This is a genomic window from Rhodospirillaceae bacterium (assembly GCA_028819475.1).
Taxonomy (GTDB): Bacteria; Pseudomonadota; Alphaproteobacteria; order Bin65; family Bin65; genus Bin65.
Genome location: JAPPLJ010000005.1, coordinates 1 through 26,353, shown reverse-complemented (window position 1 = coordinate 26,353; position 26,353 = coordinate 1). Strand labels below are relative to the sequence as shown.

Sequence of the window (26,353 nt, the reverse complement as noted above, 5' to 3'; positions counted from 1 at the left end):
GTTCCGGGCGCGACATGTTCCGGATTTGGGACCGGGCGAGCGAACGGGAAGAATGCCTGCCGGATGGCGCGAACTTCCCGTCGTCCTTCATCGCAGGGGCCCCGAGGCCGGGAACGAGGATAGAGGATGAGCACCAGAGCGCACGGCGCGCCGCGAAACCGGACCCTGAAATGGATCGACGATCGCATGCCGATCGTCTCCCTGGTGGAGCATTCGCTCTACTATCCGGTGCCGCGCAACCTGAACTATATGTGGAACTTCGGTTCGCTGGCCGGTCTCTCCCTGATCATCCTGATCGTGACCGGCATCGTGCTGTCGATGCACTACACGCCGCATACGGACTACGCGTTCGACTCGGTCGAGCGCATCATGCGCGACGTCAATTACGGCTGGCTCATCCGCTACGTTCACACCAACGGCGCGTCGATGTTCTTCATCGTCGTCTATCTGCACGTCTTCCGGGGCCTCTACTACGGCTCCTTCAAGGCGCCGCGCGAACTGCTCTGGTGGCTCGGCGTCGTCATCCTGTTCCTGATGATGGCGACGGCCTTCATGGGCTATGTGCTGCCGTGGGGCCAGATGAGCTTCTGGGCCGCCAAGGTGATCACCAGCATGGTCGGCGCGGTGCCGCTGATCGGCGAAGCCCTGACCGAATTGCTGTGGGGCGGTTTCACGGTCGACAACCCGACCCTCAACCGCTTCTACAGCCTGCACTACCTGCTGCCCTTCGTCATTTTCGGGGTCGTGATCCTGCACATCTGGGCGCTGCACACGGTAAAGGCGAACAACCCGCTGGGCATCGATATGAAGGGCCCGCAGGATTCGGTCGATTTCCATCCCTACTACACGGCGAAGGACCTGTTCGGCACCGGCGTGTTCCTGCTGGTGTTCGCCGCCTTCGTCTTCTACGCGCCGAACTATCTCGGCCACCCGGACAACTACATCCAGGCCGACCCGCTGAAGACGCCGCCCCATATCGTGCCGGAATGGTATTTCCTGCCCTATTACACGATCCTGCGCTCGTTCACCGACGACTGGTGGCTGTTCCAGATCCTGCTCGGCTGGTGGGGCATGGAGGCCAAGCTGGCCGGCGTGCTCGCCATGGCCGGCGCCGTCGCCGTGCTGTTCGTCCTGCCCTGGCTCGACACCTCGAAAGTGCGCAGCGCCCGATTCCGGCCGGTCTACCGGGTGTTCTTCTGGCTGTTCGTGATCGACTGCCTGATCCTCGGCTGGATCGGCGCGCAGCCGGCCGAGCAGCCCTGGACGGCGATCGGCCAGTGGGCGACGATCTGGTACTTCGCCCATTTCCTCGTCATTCTGCCGCTGGTCTCGCGGACCGAGCGGCCAAGGCCGCTGCCGCACAGCATCAGCCAGCCCGTACTGGGCGGCGGCTCCGCCGCGGCCGCCGCTTCGCCGATGGAGGCCACCACATGATCCGCGCCCCGATCCGTTCGGCGAACCGTACGATCCGCCGTCTCGCGGCGCCGGCCGTCCTCGCCGCCGGTCTGGCGGCGGGCGCATCCTTTGCCACGCTGCCGGCGCACGCCGCCGGCGACGCCGTTGCGCCGAAGGAAGTGGCCTGGACCTTCAACGGGGTGTTCGGTCGCTACAATTACGAGCAGCTGCGCCGCGGCCTCCAGGTCTACCGGGAGGTCTGCGCGGCCTGTCACGGCCTGCGCCTCGTCGCCTATCGCGACCTGGCGGCGATCGGGCTGAGCGAGGCGCAGATCCGGGCGATCGCCGGCGAAAAGGAAGTTGCCGGCGAGCCGGATGAAGAGGGCGAACCGACGACCCGCCCGGCCGAGGCGAAGGACCGGTTCGTCGATCCCTTCCCCAACGTCCAGGCGGCGATGGCGTCGAACAACGGCGCGGCGCCGCCGGACCTGTCGCTGATGGTCAAGGCGCGCGGCGGCGGCGCGGACTATGTCTTTTCGCTGATGACCGGCTATGTCTCGGAAGCGGCGTGCAAGAAGGAATTCAAGGATAGCCAGGGCAAGCCGCTGGTCGTGGCCGAGGGCCAGTATTGCAATACTTACATGCCCGGCCACATCATCGCGATGGCGCCGCCGATCACCGAAGACGGCCAGGTCGAATACGAGGAGCAGGGCGCGCCGCCGGCGAGCGTCGACCAGATGTCCAAGGATGTTACCGCTTTCCTCGCCTGGGCGGCAGAGCCCTACATGGTCGAGCGCAAGCGCATGGGCATCAAGGTGATGCTGTTCCTGCTGCTGTTCACCGGCTTCATGTATGCGATCTACCGCCAGGTGAAGAAGGACGTGAAGGGGCAGGCGTAGCCCGGAATTCCCGCTCCGCCCGCGCTTCGCGGCGCGCGATGTAGATGGCGGCCGCGGCGATGATCGCCGCCCCGATTCCGGTCCAGATGTCGGGGATCTGGCTGAAGAAGAGGAAGCCGACAATCGCCGAAAAAATCAGCCGCGCGAAGTCGAACGGCATGAGCGCCGTCGCGTCGGCCATGCCGAAGGACCTGGTCACCAGCAGATGCCCGACGGTGCCCGCGAAGCCGATTCCGGCGGCGACGCCAAGCTGCTCCCAGGTCGGATCCCGCCAGACCAACAACGCCGGGACGAGGGTGATCGGCGCCAGATAAATCACCATCCAGACATAGATCGCGTTTGCCGGCTCGGTCCGCGACAGCAGCTTGATGCAGATGATGGAGACGGCCATCATCAGGGTGGAGAACAAAACCGCCAGCGCGGGCCAGGCGACGGCGTCGCCGCCCGGCCGCAGGATGATCATGGCGCCGATGAAACCGACGGCAACGGCCGTCCAGCGCCGCGCCCGCACCACTTCGTGCAGGAAGATCACCGCCAGTATGGTCACGAAGAAGGGCGCGGTGAAACTCAGCGCGACGGCTTCGGCCAGCGGCATTTGCGACAGCGCCCAGAAAAAGGCGAACATGGCCGCCGCCGCGGTCAGGCCGCGCACGGAAATCAGGCCGATCCGGTCGGTTCTGAGAATGCCGAGGCCCGACTTCATCAGCCAGGGCAGCATGAACAGGAGCCCGAAGGCGCTGCGCAGGAAGGCCAGCTGAAAGGGATGCAGATCCTCGCTGCCGTAGCGGATCAGTCCGGCCATGGCGGCAAAGAACACCGAGGCCACGATCATCAGGGCCACGGCGAGAACGAAGTTCGGTTCGGGAGCCCGAAACGCGATATGGCGCGCTTCGACGGGATAGGCGGGTTCCGGCATGGCCGGCCATATAGGCGTCGGCCCGCGCTTTGGCACCCGCCGCCGGCGCATGGCACGCCAGACTTTCCGGCGGGGCCGGCAATCCGCTATCTGTCGAGTGCAGGAGAAAAGAAGACCGGAGGAGACCCATGGCCAGCCGGATGATGTGGCAGCCGGGCCGGGAACGCATCGAAGCGTCGAATATGACGGCCTTCATGCAGGCGGCGACCGACCGCTGGGGCACCAATTTCTCGGACTACGCCGGCCTGCACGCCTGGTCGGTCAACGAACCGGAGAAATTCTGGACGACGGTCTGGGATTTCTGCGACGTGATCGGCGAACCCGGCGGCCGGGTCGCCGTCGACCGCGAGAAGATGCCCGGCGCCCGCTTCTTCCCGGACGGCCGGGCCAATTTCGCCGAAAACCTGCTGCGCCGCCGCGACGACACGCCCGCCATAGTGTTCCGCGGCGAAGACAAGGTGCGCGGGGAGATGAGCTGGCGCGAACTCCATGACTCGGTCTCGCGCCTCGCCCGGGCGTTCCGCGCCGAGGGCCTGACTGCGGGCGACCGGATTGCGGCCTACATGCCGAACGTGCCGGAAACGGTGATCGCCATGCTGGCGGCAGCCAGCATTGGCTGCGTCTTCACCTCGGCTTCGCCGGATTTCGGCGTGCAGGGCGTGCTCGACCGGTTCGGCCAGGTTGCGCCCAGGGTCCTGATCGCCGCCGACGCCTACCATTACAACGGCAAGGTCCAGCCCTGCCTCGACAAGCTGCCCGGCATCGTCGCCGGCATGCCGTCGCTGGAGCGGGTGCTGATCGTGCCCTATGTCGAGCCGTCGCCGGACATTTCCGCCGTTCCGCGCGCCATGCTGCTCGACGAATACATGGCGCCGCACGAACCGGGCGAGATCGAGTTCACCCGCGTCGGCTTCAACGATCCGCTCTATATCCTCTACTCCTCCGGCACGACCGGCGCGCCCAAATGCATCGTGCACGGCGTCGGCCCGGCCATTCTGACCCACGCCAAGGAGCATCGCCTGCACTCCAACGTGAAGCCGGGGGACCGGGTCTTCTGGTTCACCACCTGCGGCTGGATGATGTGGAACTGGGTCGTCGGCGCGCTGGCGGCCGAAGCGACGATCGTGCTCTATGACGGCTCGCCCTTCTATCCCGACGGCAACGCGCTGTTCGATTATGCCGACGACGCCAGGATCACCCTGTTCGGCATCTCGGCGAAATTCATCGACGCGTGCAGCAAAGCCGGCCTGAAGCCGAGGGAAACGCACGACCTGTCGAGCGTCTCCTCGATCTCATCGACCGGCTCCGTGCTGGTGCCGGAGGGCTTCGACTACATCTACGAGGATGTCAAAGCCGATGTGCATCTCTCCTCCATGTCCGGCGGGACCGATCTGCTCGGCTGCTTCGTCGGCACCAACCCGCTCGCCCCGGTCTATCGCGGGGAGTTGCAGGCGCCGTGCCTCGCCATGAAGATGGACGTGTTCGACGAGGCCGGCGAACCGGTCGTCGGCGAGAAGGGCGAGCTGGTCTGCACCCGGTCCTTCCCGTCCATGCCGTTGGGCTTCTGGGGCGACGACAGCGGCGAGAAATATTTTAGCGCCTACTACGCCGATTATCCCAATGTGTGGCGGCACGGCGACTGGGTGCAATGGACCGAGACCGGCGGCATGGTCTTTTTCGGCCGCTCGGACGCCACCCTCAACGCCGGCGGCGTGCGGATCGGCACGGCGGAGATATATCGGCAGGTCGAACAGCTGGACGAGATCCAGGAAGCCATCGTGGTCGGCCAGGACTGGGACAACGATACCCGTGTCGTCCTGTTCGTCGTTCTGAAGGACGGCCGCGGGCTGACCGAAGGGCTGGAGAGGAAGATCCGCACCGCGATCCGCGCGGGTGCCTCGCCGCGCCATGTGCCCGCCCGGATCGCGGCGGTGCCGGACATCCCGCGCACCAAGAGCGGCAAGATCGTCGAACTGGCGGTGCGCGACGTCGTCCACGGCCAGCCGGTCAAGAATCTGGAAGCGCTCGCCAATCCCGAGGCGCTCAACCATTTCCGCGACCGCCCGGAACTGGCGGCCTGATGAGCGAACGGCTCCAGCGCCGCTTCGACCTGCTGGCCCGTGCCGGGCGTCCGGGGCTTGTGCCCTTCGCGGTCGCCGGCGATCCGGACGCCGCGACGGCCGACCTCGTGTTCGACGCGCTGCGCCGGCGCGGCGGCGACCTGATCGAGATCGGCATTCCGGCGCGGGAGCCGGCCATGGACGGGCCGGTGATCCGGCGCGCCCATGCGCGCGCCGCGGCGGCCGGCGCCGGCTCCCTGGACGCGCTCACACAGGCGGCCCGGCTGCGCGGCCGCGATCCCGACGTTCCGCTGGTCCTGATGGGGTATGCCGCCGAGCTCCGGTCGGCCGGGCCGGCGCCCTATATGGATGCGCTGGCGAACGCCGGCGCCGACGGCCTGCTGATCGTCGACGCGGAACCGCCGGAGCGCATTGCCTGGTCGCAGCTTGCGCGCGAGCGCGGCGTCGCCTTCATCCAGATCGTCGCCAGCGACGAGGACGCCCGTTCGCCGCCGGGACCGGCCTGGGCGCGCAGCGGTTTCGTCTACTGCGTCGCCTCCGACGGCCCGACCGGCGGCACGCCGCCCGCAGTCGCCGCGCTCGCCGGCCGGGCCGGCACCGTGCGCCGCGTGACGGATCTGCCGGTCGTCGCGGGTTTCGGCGTGCGCACGCCCGCCATGGCGACGGCCGTCGGCGGCTTCGCGGACGCCGTCGCCATCGGCACGGTGGTGGTCGATGCGCTGGAGACGGCGCTCGCCGCCGGCCGCACCGGCCGGGCCGCGGCCGACGCCGTCGGCAACGTCGTGGCGGACCTGGCCGCCGGTTTGGCCGCCGCGCGCCTCACCATTCGGTGACTTGACAGCCGAAAATCCCGCAGTTACAAACGGTTCAAATGTTCAACCTTGGGTTTGCTGTGAACCAGTCCCGCACCCAGTTCGGCACCATCTTGACCGCGCCCACCGGCGCGGCGGCGGTTGCCGTGTGGTGGTGGCGCTGCTCACAGGGCCCGGCCGGGGTGCGCGCCTGATCGACTGAACCGATCTTTTCCGCAAACCGGCCATCCGAATTCTCAAGGGGCCCGCCAGAAACAACTGGCGGGCCCCTTTCCTTTTCCGGGACGACGATCCGCAACCAGACGCCAAAAAGAACCGCCGCCATGTTGAACGACACCCTCGAAAAAATCGCCCGCCGCGAAGATCTGACAGCCGACGAAATGGCTTCCGCGGTCGGCGCTTTCGTCGACCACGACTGCGAACCCGCGCAGATCGCCGGCTTCCTCATGGCCCTGCGGGTCAAGGGCGAGACCGTCGACGAACTGGTCGGCGCCGCGATGGCATTCCGCGCGCGCGCGGTACGGCTGCCCGATACGGTCCGGCCCGTGCTGTGCACCGCAGGGACGGGCGGCGACCGCTTCGGCTCGATCAACCTGTCGACCGCCGCCGCCCTGGTCGCGGCCGCGGCCGGCGTTCCGGTCGCCAAGCACGGCAACCGGTCCGTCTCGTCCCGGTGCGGCAGCGCCGATGTGCTCGATGCGCTCGGCATTCCCACCGGTTTGTCACCTCAGGGAGCCGCGGCGGCGATCCGGGACAGCAACTTCAGCTTCCTGTTCGCTCCGCACTATCATCCCGCCATGAAGAGCGTCGCCCCGGTCCGCAAGGCCCTGGGGGTTTCGACGCTGTTCAACCTCCTGGGCCCGCTCACCAACCCGGCGCGTGTGCCGACGCAAGTTGTGGGCGTTTTCCATCCCTCCCGTACCCGCTTCATGGCGGAGGCGCTGCTGCGTCTGGGAGTTGAGCGGGCCCTCGTTATTTCGGCGGAATGCGGTCTTGACGAAATCGCGCCGACGGGGCGGACCCTGGTGGTCGAAGTCGGCGGAGGCGCCCTGACGGAACGAACCGTCACCCCGGCCTATTTCGGTCTCGCCGAACGGCCGGTCGAATCGGTGCGCGGCGGCGATTGTACGTTCAACGCACGGATCATCCGCGCGGTCCTGGAGGGCAAGGATGTCCCGGCCCGCAACGGAATCCTGCTCAATGCGGCAGCGGCGCTCTATGCCGCCGGCGCTGCCGGGAGCCTGCGCGACGCCGCCGGCCTTGCGGCCCGGACCATCGACAGCGCCGCCGCGGCAGCGACGCTGGCCCGCCTCGGCTACGCCGCCGAGACGCAGGCGGCTGCGGCATGAACCGCCTGACGCCGATCCTCGAGGCGCGGCGCGAGGCGGTCGCCGCCGCCAGGCATGCGCTGCCGCTCGAAGCGCTGCGCGACCGGTTGCCCCTGGCGCCGGCCTTCCGCGATTTTGCCGGAGCGCTGCGCGCGCCGGGCCTCGGCGTGATTGCCGAGGTCAAGCGCCGGTCGCCCTCGGCGGGGACGCTTGCAGGCGACGCCGATGCCGGCGCGACCGCCCGGCGCTATGCCGATGCAGGCGCCGCGGCGATTTCCGTGCTTACGGAGCCGGATCATTTCGGCGGCGCGCTCGAAGACCTGGAGATCGTGCGGGACGCGCAGACCGCGCCGGTCCTGCGCAAGGATTTCGTGGTCGATCCCTATCAGCTTGTCGAAGCCCGCGCGGCCGGGGCCGATGCCGTGCTGCTGATCGTCGCCGCCCTCGGCGAGGCGCTGCAGGACTATCTCGGCCAGGCCGCAGAGGCGGGGCTGGACGCGCTGGTGGAGGTCCATGACGAGGCCGAACTGCGCGTTGCGCTGGATGCCGGCGCCCCGGTCATCGGGGTCAACAACCGCAATCTGACCGATCTCAGCGTCGATCTGGCGGTTTGCGAACGCCTGCTGCCGCAAATTCCGCCGGCGACCGTCAAGGTCGCGGAGAGCGGCATTCATTCCGGTGCCGACGCCGCGCGGATGCTCGATGCCGGCGCCGACTCTGTGCTGGTCGGAACCTCACTGATGACCGCAGAGAAGCCTGGCGCGCTGATCGCCGAGTTCCGGGCGCAGGGCGAGACAGCGCGCCGGGCCTTTGTCCGGAGCGAAGCGGCCTGAGCGATGCGGATCAAGATTTGCGGCATTACGAGCGAGCGGGATGCCCGGGCCGCAGTCGGGGCCGGCGCCGACGCCCTTGGCTTCGTCTTCCATCCGCCGAGCGCGCGGGCGGTTACGGCCCTCCGGGCTGCGGAAATTGCCCGTTGCCTGCCGCCCTTCGTCGCCCGGGTCGGCGTGTTTGTGAACTTGCCGCCGGCGCAGATCCACACGATCCGGGACCGGGTCGGGCTGACCGCAATCCAACTGCACGGCGACGAGCAGCCGGACACCGCTCACGCCCTGCCGGGCCCGGTGATCAAGGCGTTCCGCGGCGCCGTGCCGCGCCGGCGGGTGTTCGAATACCGGACCGCCGGCTATCTGCTCGACGGCGACGCGGGCGACCGCTACGGCGGCGCCGGGCTGCCGGCGGACGAGGCGGCGGCTTCGGCCCTGGCCGGCGATCCGCGGTTCATTCTCGCCGGCGGCCTGGACGCGGACAATGTCGCCGGCCGCATCCGCCGCTTCCGCCCGGCAGCCGTGGACGTGTCGAGCGGCGTCGAACTGGAGCCGGGGCGCAAGTGCCCGGAAAGGATGCAGGCCTTCGTCGTCGCGGCGCGGGCGGCTCTCCTCTCCGGCAACGTCGCGCTGGCGGCGTAGCAGGCCGGAAGGGGCGGCGCGAACCGGCGTTTCCCCGGTCCGGGTGCAACCCTCAATAGCGATAGTGCTCCGGCTTGTAGGGCCCGGCGGCCGGGACGCCGATATAGTCGGACTGCGCCGCGCTGAGCTGGGTCAGCCGTGCGCCGACCTTGGCGAGATGCAGGCGGGCGACCTTCTCGTCCAGGTGCTTCGGCAGCACATAGACTTCCTTCTCGTACCGGCCCGGATTCTGCCAGACCTCCATCTGGGCGATGACCTGGTTGGTGAACGAGGCGCTCATGACGAAGCTCGGATGGCCCATGGCGTTGCCGAGATTCACCAGCCGGCCCTCCGACAGCAGGATGATGCTGTGGCCGTCCGGAAACTCCACCCGGTCGACCTGCGGCTTGATGTTGGTCCATTTCATGTTGCGCAGGGCGGCGACCTGGATCTCGCTGTCGAAATGGCCGATGTTGCAGACGATCGCGCCGTCCTTCATGCCGCGCATATGGTCGACCGTGATGACATCGACATTGCCGGTGGCGGTGACGAAGATGTCGCCGCGGGTCACGGCGTCCTCCATCGTCACGACATCGTAGCCCTCCATCGCCGCCTGTAGCGCGCAGATCGGGTCGATTTCGGTCACCATTACCCGGCAGCCGGCGTTGCGCAGCGACTGCGCGGAGCCCTTGCCGACATCGCCGTACCCGGCGACGACGGCGATCTTGCCCGACATCATGACGTCGGTGCCGCGCCGGATGCCGTCGACCAGCGATTCGCGGCAGCCGTAGAGATTGTCGAACTTGGACTTGGTCACGCTGTCGTTGACGTTGATCGCCGGGAACAGCAGCTCGCCCTTTTTCTGCATCTCGTAGAGCCGGTGGACGCCGGTCGTCGTCTCTTCGGTCACGCCGCGGATCGAAGCGGCGACTTCGGAATACCAGCCCGGTTTCTCTTCCAGCCGATTGCGGATCGAGGCGAAGGCAGCCTCCTCCTCCTCGTTCTGCGGATCGTCGAGGACGGACGGATCGCTCTCCGCCTTCTTGCCGAGATGGACCAGCAACGTGGCGTCGCCGCCATCGTCGAGGATCATGTTGGGCACGCCGCCGTCGGCCCAGTCGAAGATGCGGTGGGAATAGTCCCAGTATTCGTCCAGCGTCTCGCCCTTGACCGCGAAAACCGGCGTGCCGTTGGCCGCGATGGCGGCGGCGGCATGGTCCTGGGTCGAGTAGATGTTGCAGGTCGCCCAGCGGACATCGGCGCCCAGCGCCTCGAGCGTCCGGATCAGCACGGCGGTCTGGATCGTCATGTGCAGCGAACCGGCGACGCGCGCGCCCTTGAGCGGCCGAGCGGCGGCATATTCCTCGCGCGTCGCCATCAGGCCCGGCATTTCGGCTTCCGCCAGCGCGATTTCCTTCTCGCCGAATTCGGCCAGGGAAATGTCGGCGATCACATAATCCTTGGGGGGATCCCGGTCAGCCTCGCTCATCGTATCTCCTCTGGCGGCGCGTAGACCCGAAGATCATGACGGGCGCCGTCCGGGTCGAGTTTGCGTATCGGGGTGGTGTGGCGGCGGCGCCGATCCGGACCGCGCGACGAAAAACCGGCCCGTGTGTTAGCAGCGGGCAGGCCGGCATGCAAATATAACCATTTCCTTATCCGGCTTCCGCGCACCGGTGCCGGCCACGCGGTCTGCGATCGGTACTCGCCATCGCCGTGTGCGCCGATGGCGCTTGTGCGAAGGCCGGTTCCATGGTCAACCGCGCGGGCCATGAACGCACCGCCCGCCCATGACCGGACAGCGACGACTGCGCTTGCCGCAACGAGGGGCTTTCCGGCGGCGGCGGCGCTGTTCCTGTTCGCCATGTTCTGCTTCATCAGCATGGACGCGGTCGCGAAATGGCTGACCGGCCAGATCGACCTCGTCATGATCGTCTGGGGCCGCTACGCCGCGCAGACCCTGCTGCTCGCGCTGATCTTCGGCACGTCCTTTCCGCGCCGGCTGCGCACCCGGCATGTCGGGCTGCAGACCTCCCGGTCGCTCCTATTGCTGACGGCGACATTCTTCTTCTTCGCCGGGCTCGAGGCGCTGCCGCTCAGCGAAACCACGGCGATCTTTTTCGTTGCGCCGCTCATCGTCGTGGCGCTTGCCGGCCCGTTGCTCGGCGAGCCGATCGGCCTGTTCCGCTGGTCGGCGGTCGCCGTCGGCTTCGGCGGGATGCTGATCATCCAGCAGCCCGGCGCGGCGACGTTCCAGTGGGCCTCGCTGCTGCCCTTCGCGGCGGCGACCTGCTACGCGCTCCAGCAGATCGCGACCCGCAAGGTCACGGCCGGCGATGCCGCGACGACGACCCTCATATTCACGACGCTCGCCGGCACCCTCGTGGTGTCCTGCATCGCCCCCTTCTTCTGGGAGACGCCGGACTGGCGCCAGGTGCTGGCGATGCTGGCAATGGGGGCGCTCGGCGGCCTTGGCCATTTCGCGATGATCGTGGCGCTGACCCGCGCTCCGGCCTCGGCGCTGGCGCCGTTCGACTATTCCTCGCTGATCTGGGCGGCGCTGATCGGGGTCATCGTCTTCGACGAGGTCCTGCCGCCCAACACGCTCGCCGGCGCCGCCATCATCGCCGCCGCCGGCCTGTTCGTCATCTGGCGCGAGCGGCAGGCGCGGCGGCGCGGTTAGCCGGTCGCGGGCAGCAACGGACGTTCGGCCGATCCAAGCGCCCCGCCGACGGCGAGGATCAGGATATTGTTGTCAGGATTGCGCATCGGCATCCCATTCGACGCCGGTCGAGAAGATGTCGCCGCGGACCTCGACCTTTTCCCGCAAGCTGCCTGTCGGATCGGTCACGCCGCCACCCGGCATCGCGGCAATCTCCTCCCGCATCCAGTCGCGGAAGGCCCGGAGTCGCGGGTCTTCCGCGCTGCCGGGCGGATAGACGAGATAGTAGCCGGCCGTCGACGGCATGTGGACGTCGAAGGGCTCGACCAGCCGGCCCTCCGCCAGGTCCCGGGCAAGGATCTGCCGGTCGGCGATGACCATGCCGATATGGTTCAACGCCGCTTCCAGGGCGACCGGAACGGATTCGAAGACCGGGCCCGCCGCCGGATCGACGCCCTCGACGCCGGCGGCGAGCAGCCACATGCGCCAGTCGTCCGGCCGGTTCTCGACATGGATGCGCACGCGGTGGGCGACATCGACCGGCGCATCGAGCGGCGGCCCGCCGGCCGCAACCTCCGGCGTGCAGACCGCGGTGGCGTCCAGCGCCATCAGCCATTCGGCCTCCAGCCCCGGCCAGTCGCCGCGGCCGTAGCGCACCGCAAGGTCGAGATCGCCGGACCGGAAATCGTGGACGTCCGACGTGCTGACGAAGCGCAGTTCGATGTCGGGGTGGCGCTGCTGGAACCGGGTCAGCCGCGGCAACAGCCAGCGCAGCGCGAAAGCCGGCGAAAGGGTCATCGCCAGCGGCCCGTCGGCGCGATTGGCCGACAGGCGCCGGGTTGCCGAGCGCAGGATTGCGAGCGCTTCGGCCACCGAGGCCGCATAGCCGGCGCCCTCCGGCGTCAGCACGACGCGCCGGTGCGCGCGGTCGAACAGGCGCACGCCAAGTGCGTCTTCAAGCGTGCGTATCCGGTGACTGACGGCCGACGGCGTCAGGTTCAACTCGGCCGCCGCCGCGATGAAGCTGCCGCGCCGGGCGGCGGCTTCGAACACGCGCAGGCCATCGAGAGGGGGCAGGTTCATATATACCTTCTCAGATGAATATTTTTTATTTTAATAATATGAAATGACCGATTGCGAAACAGGATTTTTACTTCTAGACGGATGTCTGCGGCGATACTGCATCGTCAATTTTGGTTTTCAGTTGAAAAATATCGAATCAGGGAGAGAGGTCTATGTCGACCCTTTCGGACGAAATCATCGAACGGTCGAATGGCGCTGCCACAATCCGCGACGCAAAAGATGCGAACGGCTTCGATTTCGTGTCCATGATTGCCGACGGGCGACTGCCGACGCCCGCAATCGCCCGGACGCTCGGCTTCACCCTGGATTCGGTCGGAAACGGCGAGGCGGTTATCGTCTACGAGCCCGGTGAAAGTCACTACAATCCCATGGGCACCGTCCATGGCGGCCTGCCGGCGACGTTGATCGACAGCGCCGCCGGCGCCGCCCTCTACACGCAACTGCCGCCGGGCTACAGCTTTTCGACGGTCTCGCTGACCTGTGAATATTTCCGCGCCATCACGGCGAAAACCGGGCCGGTACGGTGTGTCGGCCAAGTCGTCAAGCGCGGCCGGCGGATTTCCATCGCCGACGCCACGGTGACCGACGGGAACGGCATCGTCTACGCCCGCGGCACCGCGACCTGCCTCGCCCATCCGCTCCGATAAACCGCTGCGGCGTCGCGCGAGCCCCGGCTTCGCCGCGCCGCGCCGGTCCGCGCGTTCGAACCGTTGCGCCTGAAGGACGTCCGCCGCCGCCCGGTTCCGGTGGCTGACCGCCGAAGGCGTCAGGTTCGGTTTAACCGCAACCGCCCTGAAGCTGCCACGCCGGGCGGCTTCGAACCCGCGCAGGGCATCGGGAGCCGTGGCAGGTCCACGATCGGTTTTCAGATGAATAATTCTAATTATTGTGATGAGAAATGATCCTTTGCCGAATGTGGAATTGGCTACCACATTGAGGTCCATGGACATGCCGTATGTCCGATTGCGGCAGTCAGATGAAATGAATCGAAATGAGGAAGCATCGCCATGTCGACCTTTACCAACGAACTTTCCCGACGGCCCGACTGGCCCGCGACGAACCGGATGGGCCTCGACGACCGGACCCCGGACCTGAAGCGTACCGCCGAAGGAGTCATCGACTACGATTTCTACCTGCGGCGCGCCCATCGCATCCGGGCCGAGGCGGCGCGCGGTTTCCTCCGGCGGTCCGGATCGGCGTTGCGCAGCGCGTTCGCCCGGGCCGGAAACCGCTGGACGCCGGGATACAGGCTGCTCTCAAGCCACTGAACGCCAGCCGGAGACCGGCCGCATCCCGATAGCGCCGCGCCGGGCCCGTTCATTCCCGGCGCGGCATCCGGTCCCGCCGATTGCCCGGCAGCCGCCCCCTGGAGTATCACGGGCGCCACCGCCCGCCATTCGGCCGCGGCCCTCCGTTCGGCAACCCCCCGGCAAAAATCCGCGCGCCATGCCCGACGCTTCGCTGAACATCGGCAATGCCCGCACCCTGCGCTGGGTCGATCCGGGCGTCCTGGCCTACCACCGCCGGCGGCTCGGCGGCCTCGACTTCTTCCGGGCGATGGCGCGGGGCGAGATTCCCGCCGTGCCGATCTATTCGGTGCTGGACATGCGCCTGACCGACGTCGGGCGCGGCTATTGCCGGTTCGAATGCGATACCGGGCCGCACATGGTCAATCCGGTCGGCGGCATTCATGGCGGCGTCTATGCCATCCTGGCGGATTCGGCCGCCGGCATCGCCGCCCAGTCCTGGATCGAAGAGGGCTCCGTCACCCGGACCGTGCGCCTCAACGTGGATTTCCAGCGCCCGCTGACCGCCGACTCCGGCACGGTCGTCTGCGAGGGCCGGACCGCGAAGGTCGGCCGCCGGATCGTCCTGTCCGACGCGACGATCACCGACCGGGAAGGCCGCGAAGCGGGGCGCGCCCAGGGCACATTCATGGTCGTGCCGGCCACCGGACCGGCGAGTCCGTCCGGCGGGCCGCCGCCGCCCGCCGGGCGCGAATTTCTCGCCGAATGGGGCGATACGGGCGCGATCCGCGCTGCGACGGCGGACCGGACCGGACTCGAACTGCTGTCCATGATTGCGGCCGGCCGGTTGCCCGCGGCGCCGATCGGGCAGACGCTCGGCTTCAGCCTCGAATCCGTCGGCGACGGCGCGGCGACATTCGTCTGCGCGCCGGCGGAGCGCCAGTACAACCCGTTGGGGATCGTGCATGGCGGCGTGCCCGCCACCCTGATCGACGCGGCGACCGGCTGCGCCATCCAGACGAAGCTGCCGGCCGGATACAGCTTCTCGACCGTCAGCCTGACCTGCGAGTTTTTCCGCGCCATCACGCTCGAAACCGGGCCGGTGCGCTGTATTGGCCGCATCGTCAAGCACGGCCGGCAGGTCTCGGTCGCAGATGCGGACGTGGTCGACCGCGACGGCAGGGTCCTGGTGCGCGGCACCGCCACCTGCCTCGCCCATCCGCTCCGCTGAGCCGCCGCCGTTACCGCTTGGCGACAAGGAACAGGCGCCGGAAGGGGAACAGGGTCCGGCCGTCCGGGCCGGGCGGGTAGGCGTCGGCGATGCGGGCGCGATAGGCTGCCTCGAAACCGGCGCGCCAGTCAGCGCCGAGCGCGTCGAGCATCGGCTTGAGCCAGGTGCCCTTGGTCCATTCGGCGACCGGGTTCTCGCCTTCGAGCAGCTGGAAATAGGTCGTCTCCCACAGGTCGAACTCCGAAACGACCGGCGCCAGCACCCGGTGGTAGAAGGCCGGCTCGTGCACCGGCGGCGGCTTCAGCAGCGGTTCCAGGGTTTCGATCCACGGCCCGTCGCGCGCGGCATCGGCCATCGCGGTGTGCGACGGCTCCGCGAAATTGCGCGGCATCTGCACCGCGAGCACGCCGCCCGGCGCCAGATCGCCGGCCAGCTTCGGGAACAGGGCCTCGTGAGCCGGCAGCCAGTGCAGCGCCGCGTTGGAGTAGATCAGGTGCTGCGGCCGGTCCGGCGCCCAGGCGGCGATATCGGCCTGCCGCCAGCGGATCTCCGGCAGGGTTTCCGCCGCCTTTTCGAGCATGGCGGCCGAGCCGTCGATCCCGGTCACGGCGGCCTCCGGCCAGCGCTGTGCCAGCCAGCGGGTGACGTTGCCGGCGCCGCAACCGAGGTCGGCCACCGTCGCCGGCCGCTCCAGGTCGATCCGGTTCAGCAGGTCGAGCGCCGGGCGCAGCCGGTGGCCGGCGAAGCGCAGATACTGCGCCGGATCCCATGCGTCGCGGTTCGTCGTTACGCCTGTCATGCCTGCAATGTCACATCCTGCTGGACCTTCCGTATTCGAACCCCGTAACACAGGGACGGAAATTGCGCGACCGGTGGACGGGGGAGACCCGATGGGCGGCTACGATCTTTTCATGGAGGACTTCGCACCCGGCGACCGGTTCGTCACCGAAGGCGAGACGGTGGCCGAGAGCCAGGTGATCGATTTCGCCATGCAGTGGGATCCGCAGCCCTACCACACCAACGCGCGCCACCCGCGCACCGTGGCCCAGGGCGGCCTGATGGCGAGCGGCTTCCACACGGTCTGCATGACCTTCCGCCAGTTCCAGATGGACGGCGTCATCGGCGCGGCGGCGCTGGCGAGCCCCGGCATCGACAAATTGCGCTGGCTCAAGCCGGTGCGCCCCGGCGATACGCTGCACGTCGAATCCGAGGTCGTCTCGGTCCGGCGCTTCGAATCGAAGCCCGACCGCGGCGCGGTGACCATGGAGCACCGGACGGTCAACCAGGACGGCGCGGCGGTGTTCTCCTGCGAATGTACCCACATCCTGCAATGCCGGGACGGGGGAGAAGAGCGATCCGAAACCAGGGAAGTATAGATCGATGAAAACGACAATCGAACTTCCCGCCCCCCTGTTCCGGCAGGCCAAGGCGCTTGCCGCCGCCCGCGGCGTCACGTTGCGGGAATTCATTGCCGAAGCGGTGGAAGAGCAGATCCGGCGCTGCTCGCACGAGGATCGCGCCGGCGGCACGGAACCGCCGTGGATGGCGGGGTTCGGCGCTTCGTCCGCAGGGTCAATGGGGTGCCCTGCAATCGAGGCTCTGCTTCGCCGGGCGCGACCCGTCAGCCGTCCAGCAGGTTGAGAATGCGCAGGCCGGGAAAGAGGGCGTAGCCGCGGTCGAGCGTCACCCATTCGCAGCCGTGCTCGATGGCAAGCGCCGCGTGGTAGGCGTCCGGCAGCCGGTTGCCGGTCAGCCGGAGCGTGTCCGCCATGCCGCGGAAGATGCGCCAGTGGCTGTCGCCCGGGCGCAGCGCCACGGCGGCCGACTGGGCGCGCAGGGCGTCGACGAACGCAATAGCGGCCTCGCCCGGCGTGGGCGGATGGAAGACCCGGGGATGCGTCAGGACCCGGAGGACGCCGCTGAGCGCAAGCTCGGACAGGCCGACGCTCTCCCGGCCCGACATCGCCTCGGCCAGCCAGCGCCGGCACGCCCGGTGGTGGGGCGCGTCGGCGCGAAACGCGCTCACCAGCACGCTGACGTCAGGACTCTGCATCCAGGATGGCCAGAAGCGCCGCGTTGTCCGTCAGGTCCACGCCGGGCTGGACGCCCTGCCCCCTGAAAACCGGAAGGGCCGGCGCGTGGGCGACCGGCGCCGGGTTGGCAAGAAAGGCGCGAAGGGCCTGCTCGAAGGTCTCCTTCAGGGTCTTGTGCTCGCGCGCCGCGCGGGCCTTGACCGCCTGGAGCAGCACATCGTTGATATCGATCGTCGTTCTCATGTGTGAAAACATACAGTAAAATATGTTTTCACACAATAGTTGATAATGGCCCGGTGCCGCCACTTTGACAGTATAGAAACGGCTGCCCGCAAGAGGTCAATCGACACGAAATGCGTGATTCGGTAAATTCGTGTCATGAAAAACATTACCGTCACCTTGCCCGACGATGTCGCGGCCTGGGTGGAAGTCCGGGCTGCCGAAAGGGGGCGCAGCGTATCCGGCTGGCTGGCCGAGCTTCTGGAAGAATTGCGGCACAGCGAGGACGCGTACGATCGCGCCATGGCCCGCTACCTCGCGAGGAAGCCGCGCAAGCTCCGCTGGGTCGACAGCCGCAAGCCGGCGCGCGACGACCTGCATGACCGTGCCGGTCTTCGTTGATACCGGCGTCCTCGTCTACCAAGAGGACGGGTCGGAACCGGCGACGCAACCGGGAATGCCCTTTCGAAAGGCTCAGGGCAGGCCCTTCGATACGCCCCGGATTTCATCCGGGGCTACTCAGGGTGAGGGGAAATAGGGGTGGCAAAAACACCCCTCATCCCGAGTAGGCGCGCTTGCGCGCCGTATCGAGGGGCGCCCTGCCGCCGTGGTTCAACTTAAGGCGGATATGCTCTAATTCCGCATCGGCGGCAGTTTCCGGTAGCCGGCGGGCACGGCGAACAGGGCCGGATCGACGGGGCCGATCTTCAGGTTCTGCAGCTCCAGGGTGAGCGGCTGCGTCTGCGCGCCGCGGACGACGGTGCCCGCCATCTTGACGACGATCCGGTGTTTCGTCGCCCAGGCGAGGCCGCTGAACCGGTCGCCCGCCGCCGACCTGCTCGATACCCTGTATTTCGTCACCGCCAGGCCGGCCAGCGTCTCCCCGCCCAGCTTCTCCCGTTTCGAGGCCGGGTCGGACAGGCCGAAATTGTATTGCGGGGCGGTTGCAACGACCGGGCGCCAGCCGCGCTGGCTGAGCAGGAGCTGAATCGCCTGGCCGCCCCTCCGGTCGAAAATCATGGCGACGATCTGCTTGCCCGACTTGAATTCCAGCCGCTGCCGGTTTGCCGTGTAATAGAGCCGCGCGGTGCGCGAGCGGCCGCGGTCGTCGGTGAATACCATGTCCGCCCTGTAGTCGACCGTCGGCGGCCCCCACGCTCCGCCGCTCCGGTCCTGCGCCGCGGCCGCGGCCGGGACCAGCAGGATGGCGGCGGCGAAGGCGCGCGTAAGGATCATGCGGCGACGGCCGGTTCGGCGGCGGCATAACCGCCGTGCAGGTCGAGGATTCGGTCGCGCCAGGCGAGCACCGGATCGTCGGGGCGCAACAGGGCGCAATCGCTGGTGCAGCGCGCGAATTGCAGCATTCCGAATATGCAATAGTCAGCGTAGTGCGGCCGGTCGCCGGTCAGGAAGGGCTGCCGGCCGACGATCCGGCGGACCGGGACCATGGCGGACCGGAAGCGGGCCACGAAGTCGTCCCGCTCCGGGCGCAACTCCTCGAAGCTGCGCCGCATCATTGTCTCGCGGGAGGATTTGAAATAGGCGCGGTCGGCGTCGACGGTCCATTCGAAGATGTCGTAGACGATGGCCCCGGCGATCGGCGGCAGCATCACCGTGTCGGCGAATTCATTGGCGAACCGCGCGAACGCCTTTCCTTCCGGACCGCCGAACAGGCTGGGGGCCTCGGGATAGGCCTCTTCGAGATACTCCGCGATGGCCCAGCTGTCGCCGATGCTGCGCGCGCCGTCCTTCAGTGTCGGCACCCGCTCGGCGCCGGCAAACGAGACCTTCTCCCTGACCTCGGTGAAGATGCACGGCTCGGTCTCGAACGCGAGCCCCTTGTGTTTCAGCGCCATCTTCGTCTTCCAGCAGTGCGGGCTGAAGCGCCGGTCTTCGGCGCCGGAGAGGTCGTAGAGGATGCGGGACATGGGCGGCCTTCCGTCGCTCGGTTATCCGGGGGAGAGGGGGTGCGCCGGGCCGGGCGCTGTTCAAGGCGTCACATAGGCCTGACCGGCAACCCCTCAACGGGTCAGCACGCCGCTTGGCCGAAGCTTCGCCGAGATGGCGCGACGCGGGCGGATTCCGGGCGCCGGCGCGGGCTTGCGGCACATTGTCAGCGCGTCGGCAGTCTGTTTGACCGGTCCGGGGCCGGCCCATACCGTTCGCGGCGGTTATCGACCGACCGCGCTTCCGTCCGCCGGCCTGCCAGGGCGGCGGCGAAGCGCCGCGAGGCAGCGATGGCGACACAGTGCGCGAAACCGGCCGTCCGTCCGGCCAATCCGAATTTCTCGTCCGGCCCGTGCGCCAAGCGCCCCGGCTGGACGGTGGACGTTCTGCAAAGCGCGATGCTGGGCCGTTCGCATCGCTCGGCCGAAGGCAAGGCGCGGCTGAAGGACGTCATCGACCGTACCCGCGCCGTCCTCGGCATTCCGCAGGACTACCGGATCGGCATCGTGCCGGCGTCCGACACCGGCGCCGTCGAAATGGCGATGTGGTCGATGCTCGGCGCCCGCCCGGTCGACATGCTGGCGTGGGAGAGTTTCGGCAAGGGCTGGGTGACCGATGTCGCCAGGCATCTGAAGCTGGACGACATGCGCCTGATCGAAGCGCCCTACGGAGAACTGCCGGATCTCGGCCGGGTCGATCCCGCCCACGATGTCGTGTTCACCTGGAACGGCACGACCTCCGGCGTGCGTGTGCCCGACGGCGACTGGATCGATCCCCGGCGCGGCGGCCTGACGCTGTGCGACGCCACCTCGGCGGTCTTCGCCATGGACCTGCCGTGGGACAAGCTGGATATCACCACCTGGTCCTGGCAGAAGGCGCTGGGCGGCGAGGCGCAGCACGGCATGCTGGTGCTGGGCCCGCGCGCGGTCGAGCGGCTGGAGAGCTACCTGCCGCCCTGGCCCCTGCCCAAGCTCTTCCGGCTCACCAAAAACGGCGCCCTGATCGAAGGCGTGTTCGAGGGCGAGACGATCAACACGCCGTCGATGCTGTGCGTCGAGGATGCGCTGGACGCCCTGCGCTGGGCCGAGGAAATCGGCGGGCTCCCGGCCATGATCGTCCGGTCCGAGGCGAACCTGGCCGCTATTGCGGCGTGGATCGGCGGCTCGCCGGCGTTCCGCTTCCTGGCGGCAGACCCGGCGGTCCGGAGCAGCACGTCGATCTGCCTGGCCTTCGCCGATCCGGAGGTCACCGCGCTGCCCGAAGACAGGCAGAGGGCCCTTGCCCGGTCGATTGCCGGCCTGCTGGCGGCCGAAGGCGTGGCCTACGATGTCGCCGCCTATCGCGATACCCCGCCAGGACTGCGCATCTGGGGCGGATCGACGGTCGAGACCGCCAACATTTCGGCGCTTTTACCGTGGCTCGACTGGGCATATGGTGAAGCGGCCGGCCGGCTGAAGGCCGCCGCCTGAAGGCCCGTCGACCGGCCCGGCCGCCCGTTCCGCTCCAACCGAATTCACGGCGACATCATGCCTTCAGAGACGCCAAGAGTTCTGATCTCCGACAGGATGAGCCCGCGCGCGGCGGAAGTCTTCCGGCAGCACGGGGTCGACGCGGATATCAAGCCCGGCATGGCGCCCGAAGAGCTGAAGAGCGTCATCGGCGCGTATGACGGGCTGGCCGTGCGCTCTGCGACCCGCGTGACCGGCGACATCCTCGATGCGGCCGCCCGGCTGAAGGTCATCGGCCGGGCCGGCATCGGCGTCGACAATATCGATATCAACGCGGCGACCTCGAAGGGCGTGCTCGTGATGAACACGCCGTTCGGCAATTCCATCACCACCGCCGAGCACGCCATCGCGCTGATGTTCGCGCTCGCCCGGCAGATACCCGCCGCCGACCTCAGCACCCAGGCCGGAAAATGGGAGAAATCCCGTTTCATGGGCGTGGAGCTGACCGGCAAGGTGCTGGGGGTCGTCGGCTGCGGGAATATCGGATCGATCGTCGCCGAGCGGGCCCGCGGCCTGAAAATGAAGGTGATCGCCAGCGATCCCTTCCTGTCGCCGCAGCGCGCCCGGGAAACCGGCGTCGAGAAGGTCGAGCTCGATGAGTTGTTGCAGCGCGCCGACTTCATCACGCTGCACACGACGCTGTCCGACGGCACAAGGCACCTGATCGACGCCGCCGCGATCGGCCGGATGAAGCCGGGCGTGCGGATCGTCAACTGCGCCCGCGGCGGCCTGATCGATGAAGACGCGCTCAAGGCGGCGCTGGACGATGGCCGTGTCGCCGGGGCCGCGCTCGACGTGTTCGAAACCGAACCGGCGAAGGAGAACCCGCTGTTCGGCTCGGACAAGGTCGTGGCGACGCCGCATCTCGGCGCCTCGACCGAGGAGGCGCAGGAGAATGTCGCCGTCCAGGTCGCCGAACAGATATCCGGATACCTGCTGAACGGCACGGTCACGAACCCGATCAACATGCCGGCCGTGTCGGCCGCGGAAGCCTTCCGGCTGCGCCCCTATATCGAACTGGCGCGCCAGCTCGGCGGCTTCGCCGGCCAGATCACGGAGAGCCCGCTGGTGGACGTCAAGATCCGCTACGAGGGCCAGGTGGCGGACCTCAACACCCGTCCGCTGACCGCATCGCTGCTCACCGGGCTGCTGGCGCCGCTCTACGAGGGGGTCAACCCGGTCAACGCACCCCACCTCGCCCGGGAACAGAATATCGCGGTGACCGAGGAAACCGACGAACGGGCGACCGACTACCAGACCCGCATCCACCTCGCGATCACGACCGAGAAACGCCGGCGCTCGATTGCCGGCACCCTGGTGCACGGCGACCAGCCGCGCATCGTCGAGATCGAAGGCATCCAGATCGAAGCCACGCTCAGCAGCGTCGTGCTGTTCGTCCGCAACCGGGACAAGCCTGGGATGATCGGTTCCCTGGGCAAGGCGCTGGCCGACGCCGGCGTCAACATCGCGACCTTCCATCTCGGCCGGTCGGAACCGGGCGGCGACGCGATGGCCCTGGTGTCGGCCGACAGCGACATCACGGAGCCGGTCCTGATGCAGCTTTGCACCCTGCCTCATGTCAAACAGGTGAAAGTCCTGCGCTTCTAGGCGCCGGCACCGCCGGCGTTCCGCGCGCGAAATCGATCCATGGCGACTTCCGACAACCGAGGCCTTCTGCCGGCCGGCCTGCGCGACGTGCTGGCGCCGGACGCGGCGCATGAAGCGGCCGTCGTCGAGCGGCTGCTCGACAGTTTCGCGCGCTGGGGCTACCGCCGGGTCAAGCCGCCGCTGGTCGAGTTCGAGGCGTCGCTGCTCGAAGGCGCCGGGGCGGCGATGGCCGGCGAGACCTTCCGGCTGATGGATCCGGTCAGTCAGGCGATGATGGGCGTGCGCGCCGACATGACGCTGCAGATCGCCCGGATCGCCGCCAGCCGGCTCGCCGCGGAGGCCCGGCCCCTGCGGCTCTCCTACGCCGGCGACGTGCTGCGGGTGCGGGGTACGCAGCTGCGGCCGGAGCGGCAGTTCGTGCAGGTCGGCGGCGAGCTGATCGGCGCGGCCGGGCCGGCGGCCGATACCGAAGTGATCCTGATGGCGGTCCGGGCTCTGCGGGATATCGGGCTCGACCGCCTGTCGGTCGACCTGACCTTTCCGACCCTGATTTCGTCGCTCTGCCGCGCCCTGACCATTGCCGACGAACGGGAGGCCGCTGTACGCGCGGCGCTCGACAGCAAGGACCGGCAGGCCCTTGCCGCGGCGCTGCAAGGCGATGCGGAAAGCCGCGCGATATTCCTCGCGCTGCTCGATGCGACCGGACCGGCTGGGCCCGGCCTCGCGCTCTTGGAGGCGACCGGAATGCCGTTGGAGGCGCGGGCCGATGTCGACCATCTGGCCGACGTGGCGGCCCGTATCGCCGCCGCCGCGCCCGATCTCGCGCTGACCGTCGATCCGGTCGAATATCGCGGCTTTGAGTATCACACCGGCATCGGCTTTACCGTCTACCGGAACGGCAGCCGGGGCGAGATCGGCGCCGGCGGCCGCTATCTCGCCGGTTCCGGCTTTGCCGACCGGGCCATCGAACCGGCGACCGGCTTCACGCTTTTCCTCGATACCGTCATCCGCGGCCTGCCGGCGCCGCAGGAGCCGTCCCGCCTGTTCGCACCCTGCGGGACGCCGCCGGAAACCGTCGACGCTCTGCGCCAGGAGGGCCGCACCGTCGTCGCGGGCCTCGAGCCGGCCGGCGATATCGACGCGGAGGCCCGGCGGCTCGGTTGCGACGCGGTGCTCGAAGACGGCGCCCCGCGCGCCGTCGCGCCCGCCGCGGACGCGCCGGAGTAGGGAGGCGGGCCATGGCCAACGTGGCGGTCGTCGGCAGCCAGTGGGGCGACGAGGGCAAGGGCAAGATCGTCGACTGGCTCTCGGAGCGCGCCGATGTCGTCGTGCGCTTCCAGGGCGGCCACAATGCCGGCCACACGCTGGTGATCGACGGCGTCACCTACAAGCTGAGCCTGCTGCCCTCCGGCATCGTCCGGCCGGGCAAGCTTTCGCTGCTCGGCAACGGCGTGGTGATCGACCCCTGGGCGCTGCTGGAGGAAATCGACACGGTGAGCGCCCAGGGCGTGGCGGTCGATCCGGACCGGCTGCGCATCGCGGAAAACGCGGCGCTGATCCTGCCCCTGCACCGCGAACTCGACAATCTGCGCGAGGCGGCGAGCGGCAGCGGCCGGATCGGCACCACCGGCCGCGGCATCGGGCCGGCCTATGAAGACAAGGTCGGCCGGCGCGCCGTCCGCGCCGGAGACCTGGCGCATCCGGACGTGCTGCGCAGCCGGATCGGCCGCGTCCTGCAACACCACAACGCGCTGCGCGCCGGCATGGCCGCGGCGCCGGTTGGCGGCGACGCGCTGTTCGACAGCCTGATGGAGATCGCGCCGCGGATCGCGCCCTTCCTGGAGCGGGTCTGGGAGCGGCTGAACCGGCTGCGCCGGGAAGGCAAGCGCATTCTCTACGAGGGCGCCCAGGGCGCCATGCTCGACGTCGATCACGGGACCTACCCGTTCGTCACCTCGTCGAACACCGTGGCCGGCCAGGCGGCGATCGGCAGCGGCCAGGGGCCGGGCGCCATCGGTTATGTCCTCGGGATCACCAAGGCCTACACCACGCGGGTCGGCGCCGGGCCGTTTCCGACCGAGCAGGACAACGAGACCGGCGCCCGGCTGGGCGAACGCGGCCACGAATTCGGCACGGTGACCGGCCGGCCCCGGCGCTGCGGCTGGTTCGACGCCGTCATGGTCCGGCAGGCGATCAAGGTCGGCGGCATCGACGGCATCGCGCTGACGAAGCTGGACGTGCTCGACGGCTTCGAAAAGCTGAGAATCTGTACCGGCTACCGGCTGAACGGCGACCTGATCCAGCACTTCCCGTCCAGCGAGAGCGAGCAGGCTGCGGTCGAACCGGTGTGGGAGGAGATCGACGGCTGGTCCGACAGCACGAGGGGCGCCCGGTCGTGGGCCGAGCTGCCGGCGACGACGGTGAAATACGTCCGCCGTATCGAAGAATTGATCGAAACGCCGGTCGCGCTGCTGTCCACCAGCCCCGAAAGAGACGATACAATCCTGGTGCGCGATCCCTATGCGGATTGACGCAAGACGGTTGCCCGGCGGCCGCCGCGCCCCGTAACCTGCCGGCCTTCCGGCGGCCCGGACCGGCATCCGCCGCCTTTCGCGAGGATTTCCGCATGGTGCGTAGACTGATCGGCATGATGGCGCTGGCGGCCCTGGTTACGGCCGCCCTGGCCGGCCCGGCGGCGGCGCAGCGGGTCGATGGGCAGCGGGTCGATGGCAAGCGCACGGAATCCTCCATCTCCGCAGCCGGGCAGGCGAAGGTGGCGGCGCTGGCGCGCGGCTTCATGCGCGCCCGGGGCGTCAAGGGCATGTCGATCGGCATCGGCGCCAACGGCAAGCTCCTGCTCGCCACCGGCTTCGGCGAGGCGCGGCCCGGCCTGCCTTCCGGCAAGGATACCGTCTACCCGATCGGCGACATCACCCAGCAGCTCACCGCCGCCGCCCTGCTGTGGTGGCAGGACCGGAACTATCAGAACGCCGGCCCGGTCCGGGTCAACGATCCGGTTAACGAATACTTCTTCGGCGTCGCCCACTGGCAGGGCATGAAACTCGGCCATCTGCTGACCCATACCTCGGGCCTGCCGCCGCTGGCCGATTCGGTCTTTTTCGAGGAACGGCTCTATTCCAGCATCAAAGCCCACCGGATCCTCGACTTCGTCAAGGGCCGGGAGCTGGATTCCCGGCCGGGAGAGAAGTTCCGGGCCAGCCGCTCCAACTATTTCCTCATCACCCAGGTGATCGAGGTCGGACTGCGGCTGTTCTTCCACGACTATATCCAGACCGAGATCTACGATCTCAACGGAATGACCCGATCCGGCTTCCTCGGCACCACGCCGCTCAGCCGGCGGGCGCAGGGCTATGCCGACGGCCGGCCGAGCCGCGAAGTCAACCCGACCATGTTCCTCGGCAGCGCCGATGCAACCTCGACCGTTGTCGACCTGATAAAATTCGACCGCGAACTGATGCGCGGCCGGCTGTTCTCGGCGGAGGCGAAGCAGGCCATGTTCAGCCGGCATATCCGCGCCGGCGAAAAGGATTTGTGGCATGGCGCGGGCTGGTATGTCCGCGGCGCCGGCGCGCGGCAGGCTTATTTCACCCTCGGCCGGCTTCCGGGCTTTTCGTCGATCAACAAGATTTACCGAAGCACCGCCGCCGGCACGGACCGCTATGTCGTCATCCTGACCAATGCCGATGGCATAACCGGGCTCGAAGGGCTGGCCGACCGCCTCCTCGCCGCGGCGCGCTGAAGCGCGTCCGTATATCCGATAAGTTACCTCCTCTTCCTTGGGATTGTTCTGCGAAATGGGCCAGACCGCCGCAACCTTGTCTATCCCCCTCTTCAGAGGGGGATGTGGCCGAGCGCAGCGTGGTCGATGGGGGTGCCGTGTCGAATCTGCAAGAAGCGCCTTGCGGCGCTGCGCGT

At 68.3% G+C, this 26,353-nt stretch carries 27 protein-coding genes; 18 read left to right on the top strand and 9 right to left on the bottom strand.

Annotated features, from left to right (window positions below; all coding sequences use genetic code 11):
- Positions 1–126 precede the first annotated feature (126 nt).
- Both OXM58_01415 and OXM58_01410 read left to right on the top strand, forming a co-directional pair.
- Positions 127–1,434 carry a cytochrome b N-terminal domain-containing protein gene (locus OXM58_01415; protein MDE0147005.1) on the top strand — a complete coding sequence of 436 codons (1,308 nt, stop codon included), beginning with the start codon at positions 127–129 and terminating at the stop codon, positions 1,432–1,434.
- Positions 1,431–2,294 carry a cytochrome c1 gene (locus OXM58_01410; protein ID MDE0147004.1) on the top strand — a complete coding sequence of 288 codons (864 nt, stop codon included), beginning with the start codon at positions 1,431–1,433 and terminating at the stop codon, positions 2,292–2,294. Before OXM58_01415 ends, OXM58_01410 begins: the two co-directional genes overlap by 4 nt.
- Here the strand turns inward: OXM58_01410 and OXM58_01405 are convergent.
- On the bottom strand, positions 2,242–3,210 hold the full coding sequence (locus OXM58_01405) for a DMT family transporter (GenBank protein ID MDE0147003.1): 969 nt from the start codon (positions 3,208–3,210) through the stop codon (positions 2,242–2,244). The genes OXM58_01410 and OXM58_01405 overlap by 53 nt on opposite strands.
- 128 nt (positions 3,211–3,338) lie before the next feature.
- Between OXM58_01405 and OXM58_01400 the strand changes: the two genes are divergently transcribed.
- Both OXM58_01400 and trpA read left to right on the top strand, forming a co-directional pair.
- Positions 3,339–5,291, top strand: coding sequence for an acetoacetate--CoA ligase (locus tag OXM58_01400; protein MDE0147002.1), 1,953 nt, complete (start codon positions 3,339–3,341; stop codon positions 5,289–5,291).
- Complete coding sequence (trpA, locus tag OXM58_01395) at positions 5,291–6,124, top strand: tryptophan synthase subunit alpha (GenBank protein ID MDE0147001.1); 834 nt, start codon at positions 5,291–5,293, stop codon at positions 6,122–6,124. Before OXM58_01400 ends, trpA begins: the two co-directional genes overlap by 1 nt.
- 34 nt (positions 6,125–6,158) lie before the next feature.
- On the opposite strand, the gene OXM58_01390 is transcribed toward trpA, so the two are convergent.
- Complete coding sequence (locus OXM58_01390; protein MDE0147000.1) at positions 6,159–6,440, bottom strand: hypothetical protein; 282 nt, start codon at positions 6,438–6,440, stop codon at positions 6,159–6,161.
- Here OXM58_01390 and trpD point away from each other — a divergent pair.
- The 3 genes from trpD to OXM58_01375 are packed head-to-tail and all read left to right on the top strand — an operon-like array spanning position 6,427 to position 8,900.
- Entirely contained in the window at positions 6,427–7,452 is a 1,026-nt protein-coding gene (gene trpD / locus OXM58_01385; GenBank protein ID MDE0146999.1) for an anthranilate phosphoribosyltransferase, read from the top strand. The genes OXM58_01390 and trpD overlap by 14 nt on opposite strands.
- A complete protein-coding gene (gene trpC, locus OXM58_01380) occupies positions 7,449–8,264 on the top strand; it encodes an indole-3-glycerol phosphate synthase TrpC (GenBank protein ID MDE0146998.1) in 816 nt (271 codons plus the stop codon). The genes trpD and trpC overlap by 4 nt, the downstream gene beginning before the upstream one ends.
- Positions 8,265–8,267: 3 nt before the next feature.
- A complete protein-coding gene (locus OXM58_01375; GenBank protein ID MDE0146997.1) occupies positions 8,268–8,900 on the top strand; it encodes a phosphoribosylanthranilate isomerase in 633 nt (210 codons plus the stop codon).
- 52 nt (positions 8,901–8,952) lie between these two features.
- Here OXM58_01375 and ahcY read toward each other — a convergent pair whose 3' ends face one another.
- Complete coding sequence (gene ahcY, locus OXM58_01370; protein ID MDE0146996.1) at positions 8,953–10,368, bottom strand: adenosylhomocysteinase; 1,416 nt, start codon at positions 10,366–10,368, stop codon at positions 8,953–8,955.
- A gap of 282 nt (positions 10,369–10,650) precedes the next feature.
- Between ahcY and OXM58_01365 the strand changes: the two genes are divergently transcribed.
- Positions 10,651–11,562 (top strand): DMT family transporter, encoded by a 912-nt coding sequence (locus OXM58_01365; GenBank protein ID MDE0146995.1) that lies wholly within the window; start codon positions 10,651–10,653, stop codon positions 11,560–11,562.
- A 72-nt stretch (positions 11,563–11,634) separates the two neighbouring features.
- Here OXM58_01365 and gcvA read toward each other — a convergent pair whose 3' ends face one another.
- Entirely contained in the window at positions 11,635–12,624 is a 990-nt protein-coding gene (gene gcvA, locus OXM58_01360; protein ID MDE0146994.1) for a transcriptional regulator GcvA, read from the bottom strand.
- Between the two features lie 152 nt (positions 12,625–12,776).
- Here gcvA and OXM58_01355 point away from each other — a divergent pair, with 152 nt between their 5' ends.
- The 3 genes from OXM58_01355 (at position 12,777) to OXM58_01345 (ending at position 15,102) form a co-directional block, all read left to right on the top strand.
- Positions 12,777–13,271: a PaaI family thioesterase gene (locus OXM58_01355; GenBank protein ID MDE0146993.1), complete on the top strand. Its 495-nt coding sequence runs from the start codon at positions 12,777–12,779 to the stop codon at positions 13,269–13,271.
- Positions 13,272–13,631: 360 nt separating this feature from the next.
- Positions 13,632–13,892 carry a hypothetical protein gene (locus OXM58_01350; protein ID MDE0146992.1) on the top strand — a complete coding sequence of 87 codons (261 nt, stop codon included), beginning with the start codon at positions 13,632–13,634 and terminating at the stop codon, positions 13,890–13,892.
- Positions 13,893–14,070: 178 nt separating this feature from the next.
- The gene (locus OXM58_01345; GenBank protein ID MDE0146991.1) at positions 14,071–15,102 is read left to right on the top strand and encodes a PaaI family thioesterase; all 1,032 of its coding nucleotides are present in this window, start codon (positions 14,071–14,073) and stop codon (positions 15,100–15,102) included.
- A 10-nt stretch (positions 15,103–15,112) separates the two neighbouring features.
- Here the strand turns inward: OXM58_01345 and OXM58_01340 are convergent, their stop codons facing one another.
- Entirely contained in the window at positions 15,113–15,901 is a 789-nt protein-coding gene (locus tag OXM58_01340; GenBank protein ID MDE0146990.1) for a methyltransferase domain-containing protein, read from the bottom strand.
- A 91-nt stretch (positions 15,902–15,992) separates the two neighbouring features.
- Here OXM58_01340 and OXM58_01335 point away from each other — a divergent pair, with 91 nt between their 5' ends.
- Positions 15,993–16,478: a MaoC/PaaZ C-terminal domain-containing protein gene (locus tag OXM58_01335; GenBank protein ID MDE0146989.1), complete on the top strand. Its 486-nt coding sequence runs from the start codon at positions 15,993–15,995 to the stop codon at positions 16,476–16,478.
- 245 nt (positions 16,479–16,723) lie between these two features.
- Here OXM58_01335 and OXM58_01330 read toward each other — a convergent pair whose 3' ends face one another.
- Both OXM58_01330 and OXM58_01325 read right to left on the bottom strand, forming a co-directional pair.
- The gene (locus OXM58_01330; protein MDE0146988.1) at positions 16,724–17,155 is read right to left on the bottom strand and encodes a type II toxin-antitoxin system VapC family toxin; all 432 of its coding nucleotides are present in this window, start codon (positions 17,153–17,155) and stop codon (positions 16,724–16,726) included.
- Complete coding sequence (locus tag OXM58_01325; GenBank protein MDE0146987.1) at positions 17,142–17,378, bottom strand: type II toxin-antitoxin system VapB family antitoxin; 237 nt, start codon at positions 17,376–17,378, stop codon at positions 17,142–17,144. Before OXM58_01325 ends, OXM58_01330 begins: the two co-directional genes overlap by 14 nt.
- Positions 17,379–17,513: 135 nt before the next feature.
- Between OXM58_01325 and OXM58_01320 the strand changes: the two genes are divergently transcribed.
- A complete protein-coding gene (locus tag OXM58_01320; GenBank protein MDE0146986.1) occupies positions 17,514–17,756 on the top strand; it encodes a hypothetical protein in 243 nt (80 codons plus the stop codon).
- A 231-nt stretch (positions 17,757–17,987) separates the two neighbouring features.
- Here OXM58_01320 and OXM58_01315 read toward each other — a convergent pair whose 3' ends face one another.
- Both OXM58_01315 and OXM58_01310 read right to left on the bottom strand, forming a co-directional pair.
- Positions 17,988–18,590: a hypothetical protein gene (locus OXM58_01315; GenBank protein MDE0146985.1), complete on the bottom strand. Its 603-nt coding sequence runs from the start codon at positions 18,588–18,590 to the stop codon at positions 17,988–17,990.
- Positions 18,587–19,282, bottom strand: a complete 696-nt coding sequence (locus OXM58_01310; protein MDE0146984.1) for a glutathione S-transferase N-terminal domain-containing protein — start codon at positions 19,280–19,282, stop codon at positions 18,587–18,589. The genes OXM58_01315 and OXM58_01310 overlap by 4 nt, the downstream gene beginning before the upstream one ends.
- Positions 19,283–19,591: 309 nt before the next feature.
- On the opposite strand from OXM58_01310, the gene OXM58_01305 reads away from it, so the two are divergent.
- The 5 genes from OXM58_01305 (at position 19,592) to OXM58_01285 (ending at position 26,177) form a co-directional block, all read left to right on the top strand.
- Positions 19,592–20,770 (top strand): phosphoserine transaminase, encoded by a 1,179-nt coding sequence (locus OXM58_01305; protein ID MDE0146983.1) that lies wholly within the window; start codon positions 19,592–19,594, stop codon positions 20,768–20,770.
- A 57-nt stretch (positions 20,771–20,827) separates the two neighbouring features.
- Complete coding sequence (gene serA / locus OXM58_01300; protein MDE0146982.1) at positions 20,828–22,417, top strand: phosphoglycerate dehydrogenase; 1,590 nt, start codon at positions 20,828–20,830, stop codon at positions 22,415–22,417.
- Positions 22,418–22,456: 39 nt separating this feature from the next.
- The gene (locus tag OXM58_01295; GenBank protein ID MDE0146981.1) at positions 22,457–23,644 is read left to right on the top strand and encodes an ATP phosphoribosyltransferase regulatory subunit; all 1,188 of its coding nucleotides are present in this window, start codon (positions 22,457–22,459) and stop codon (positions 23,642–23,644) included.
- Between the two features lie 11 nt (positions 23,645–23,655).
- On the top strand, positions 23,656–24,948 hold the full coding sequence (locus tag OXM58_01290; GenBank protein MDE0146980.1) for an adenylosuccinate synthase: 1,293 nt from the start codon (positions 23,656–23,658) through the stop codon (positions 24,946–24,948).
- A gap of 95 nt (positions 24,949–25,043) precedes the next feature.
- Complete coding sequence (locus tag OXM58_01285; GenBank protein MDE0146979.1) at positions 25,044–26,177, top strand: serine hydrolase; 1,134 nt, start codon at positions 25,044–25,046, stop codon at positions 26,175–26,177.
- Positions 26,178–26,353 lie beyond the last annotated feature (176 nt).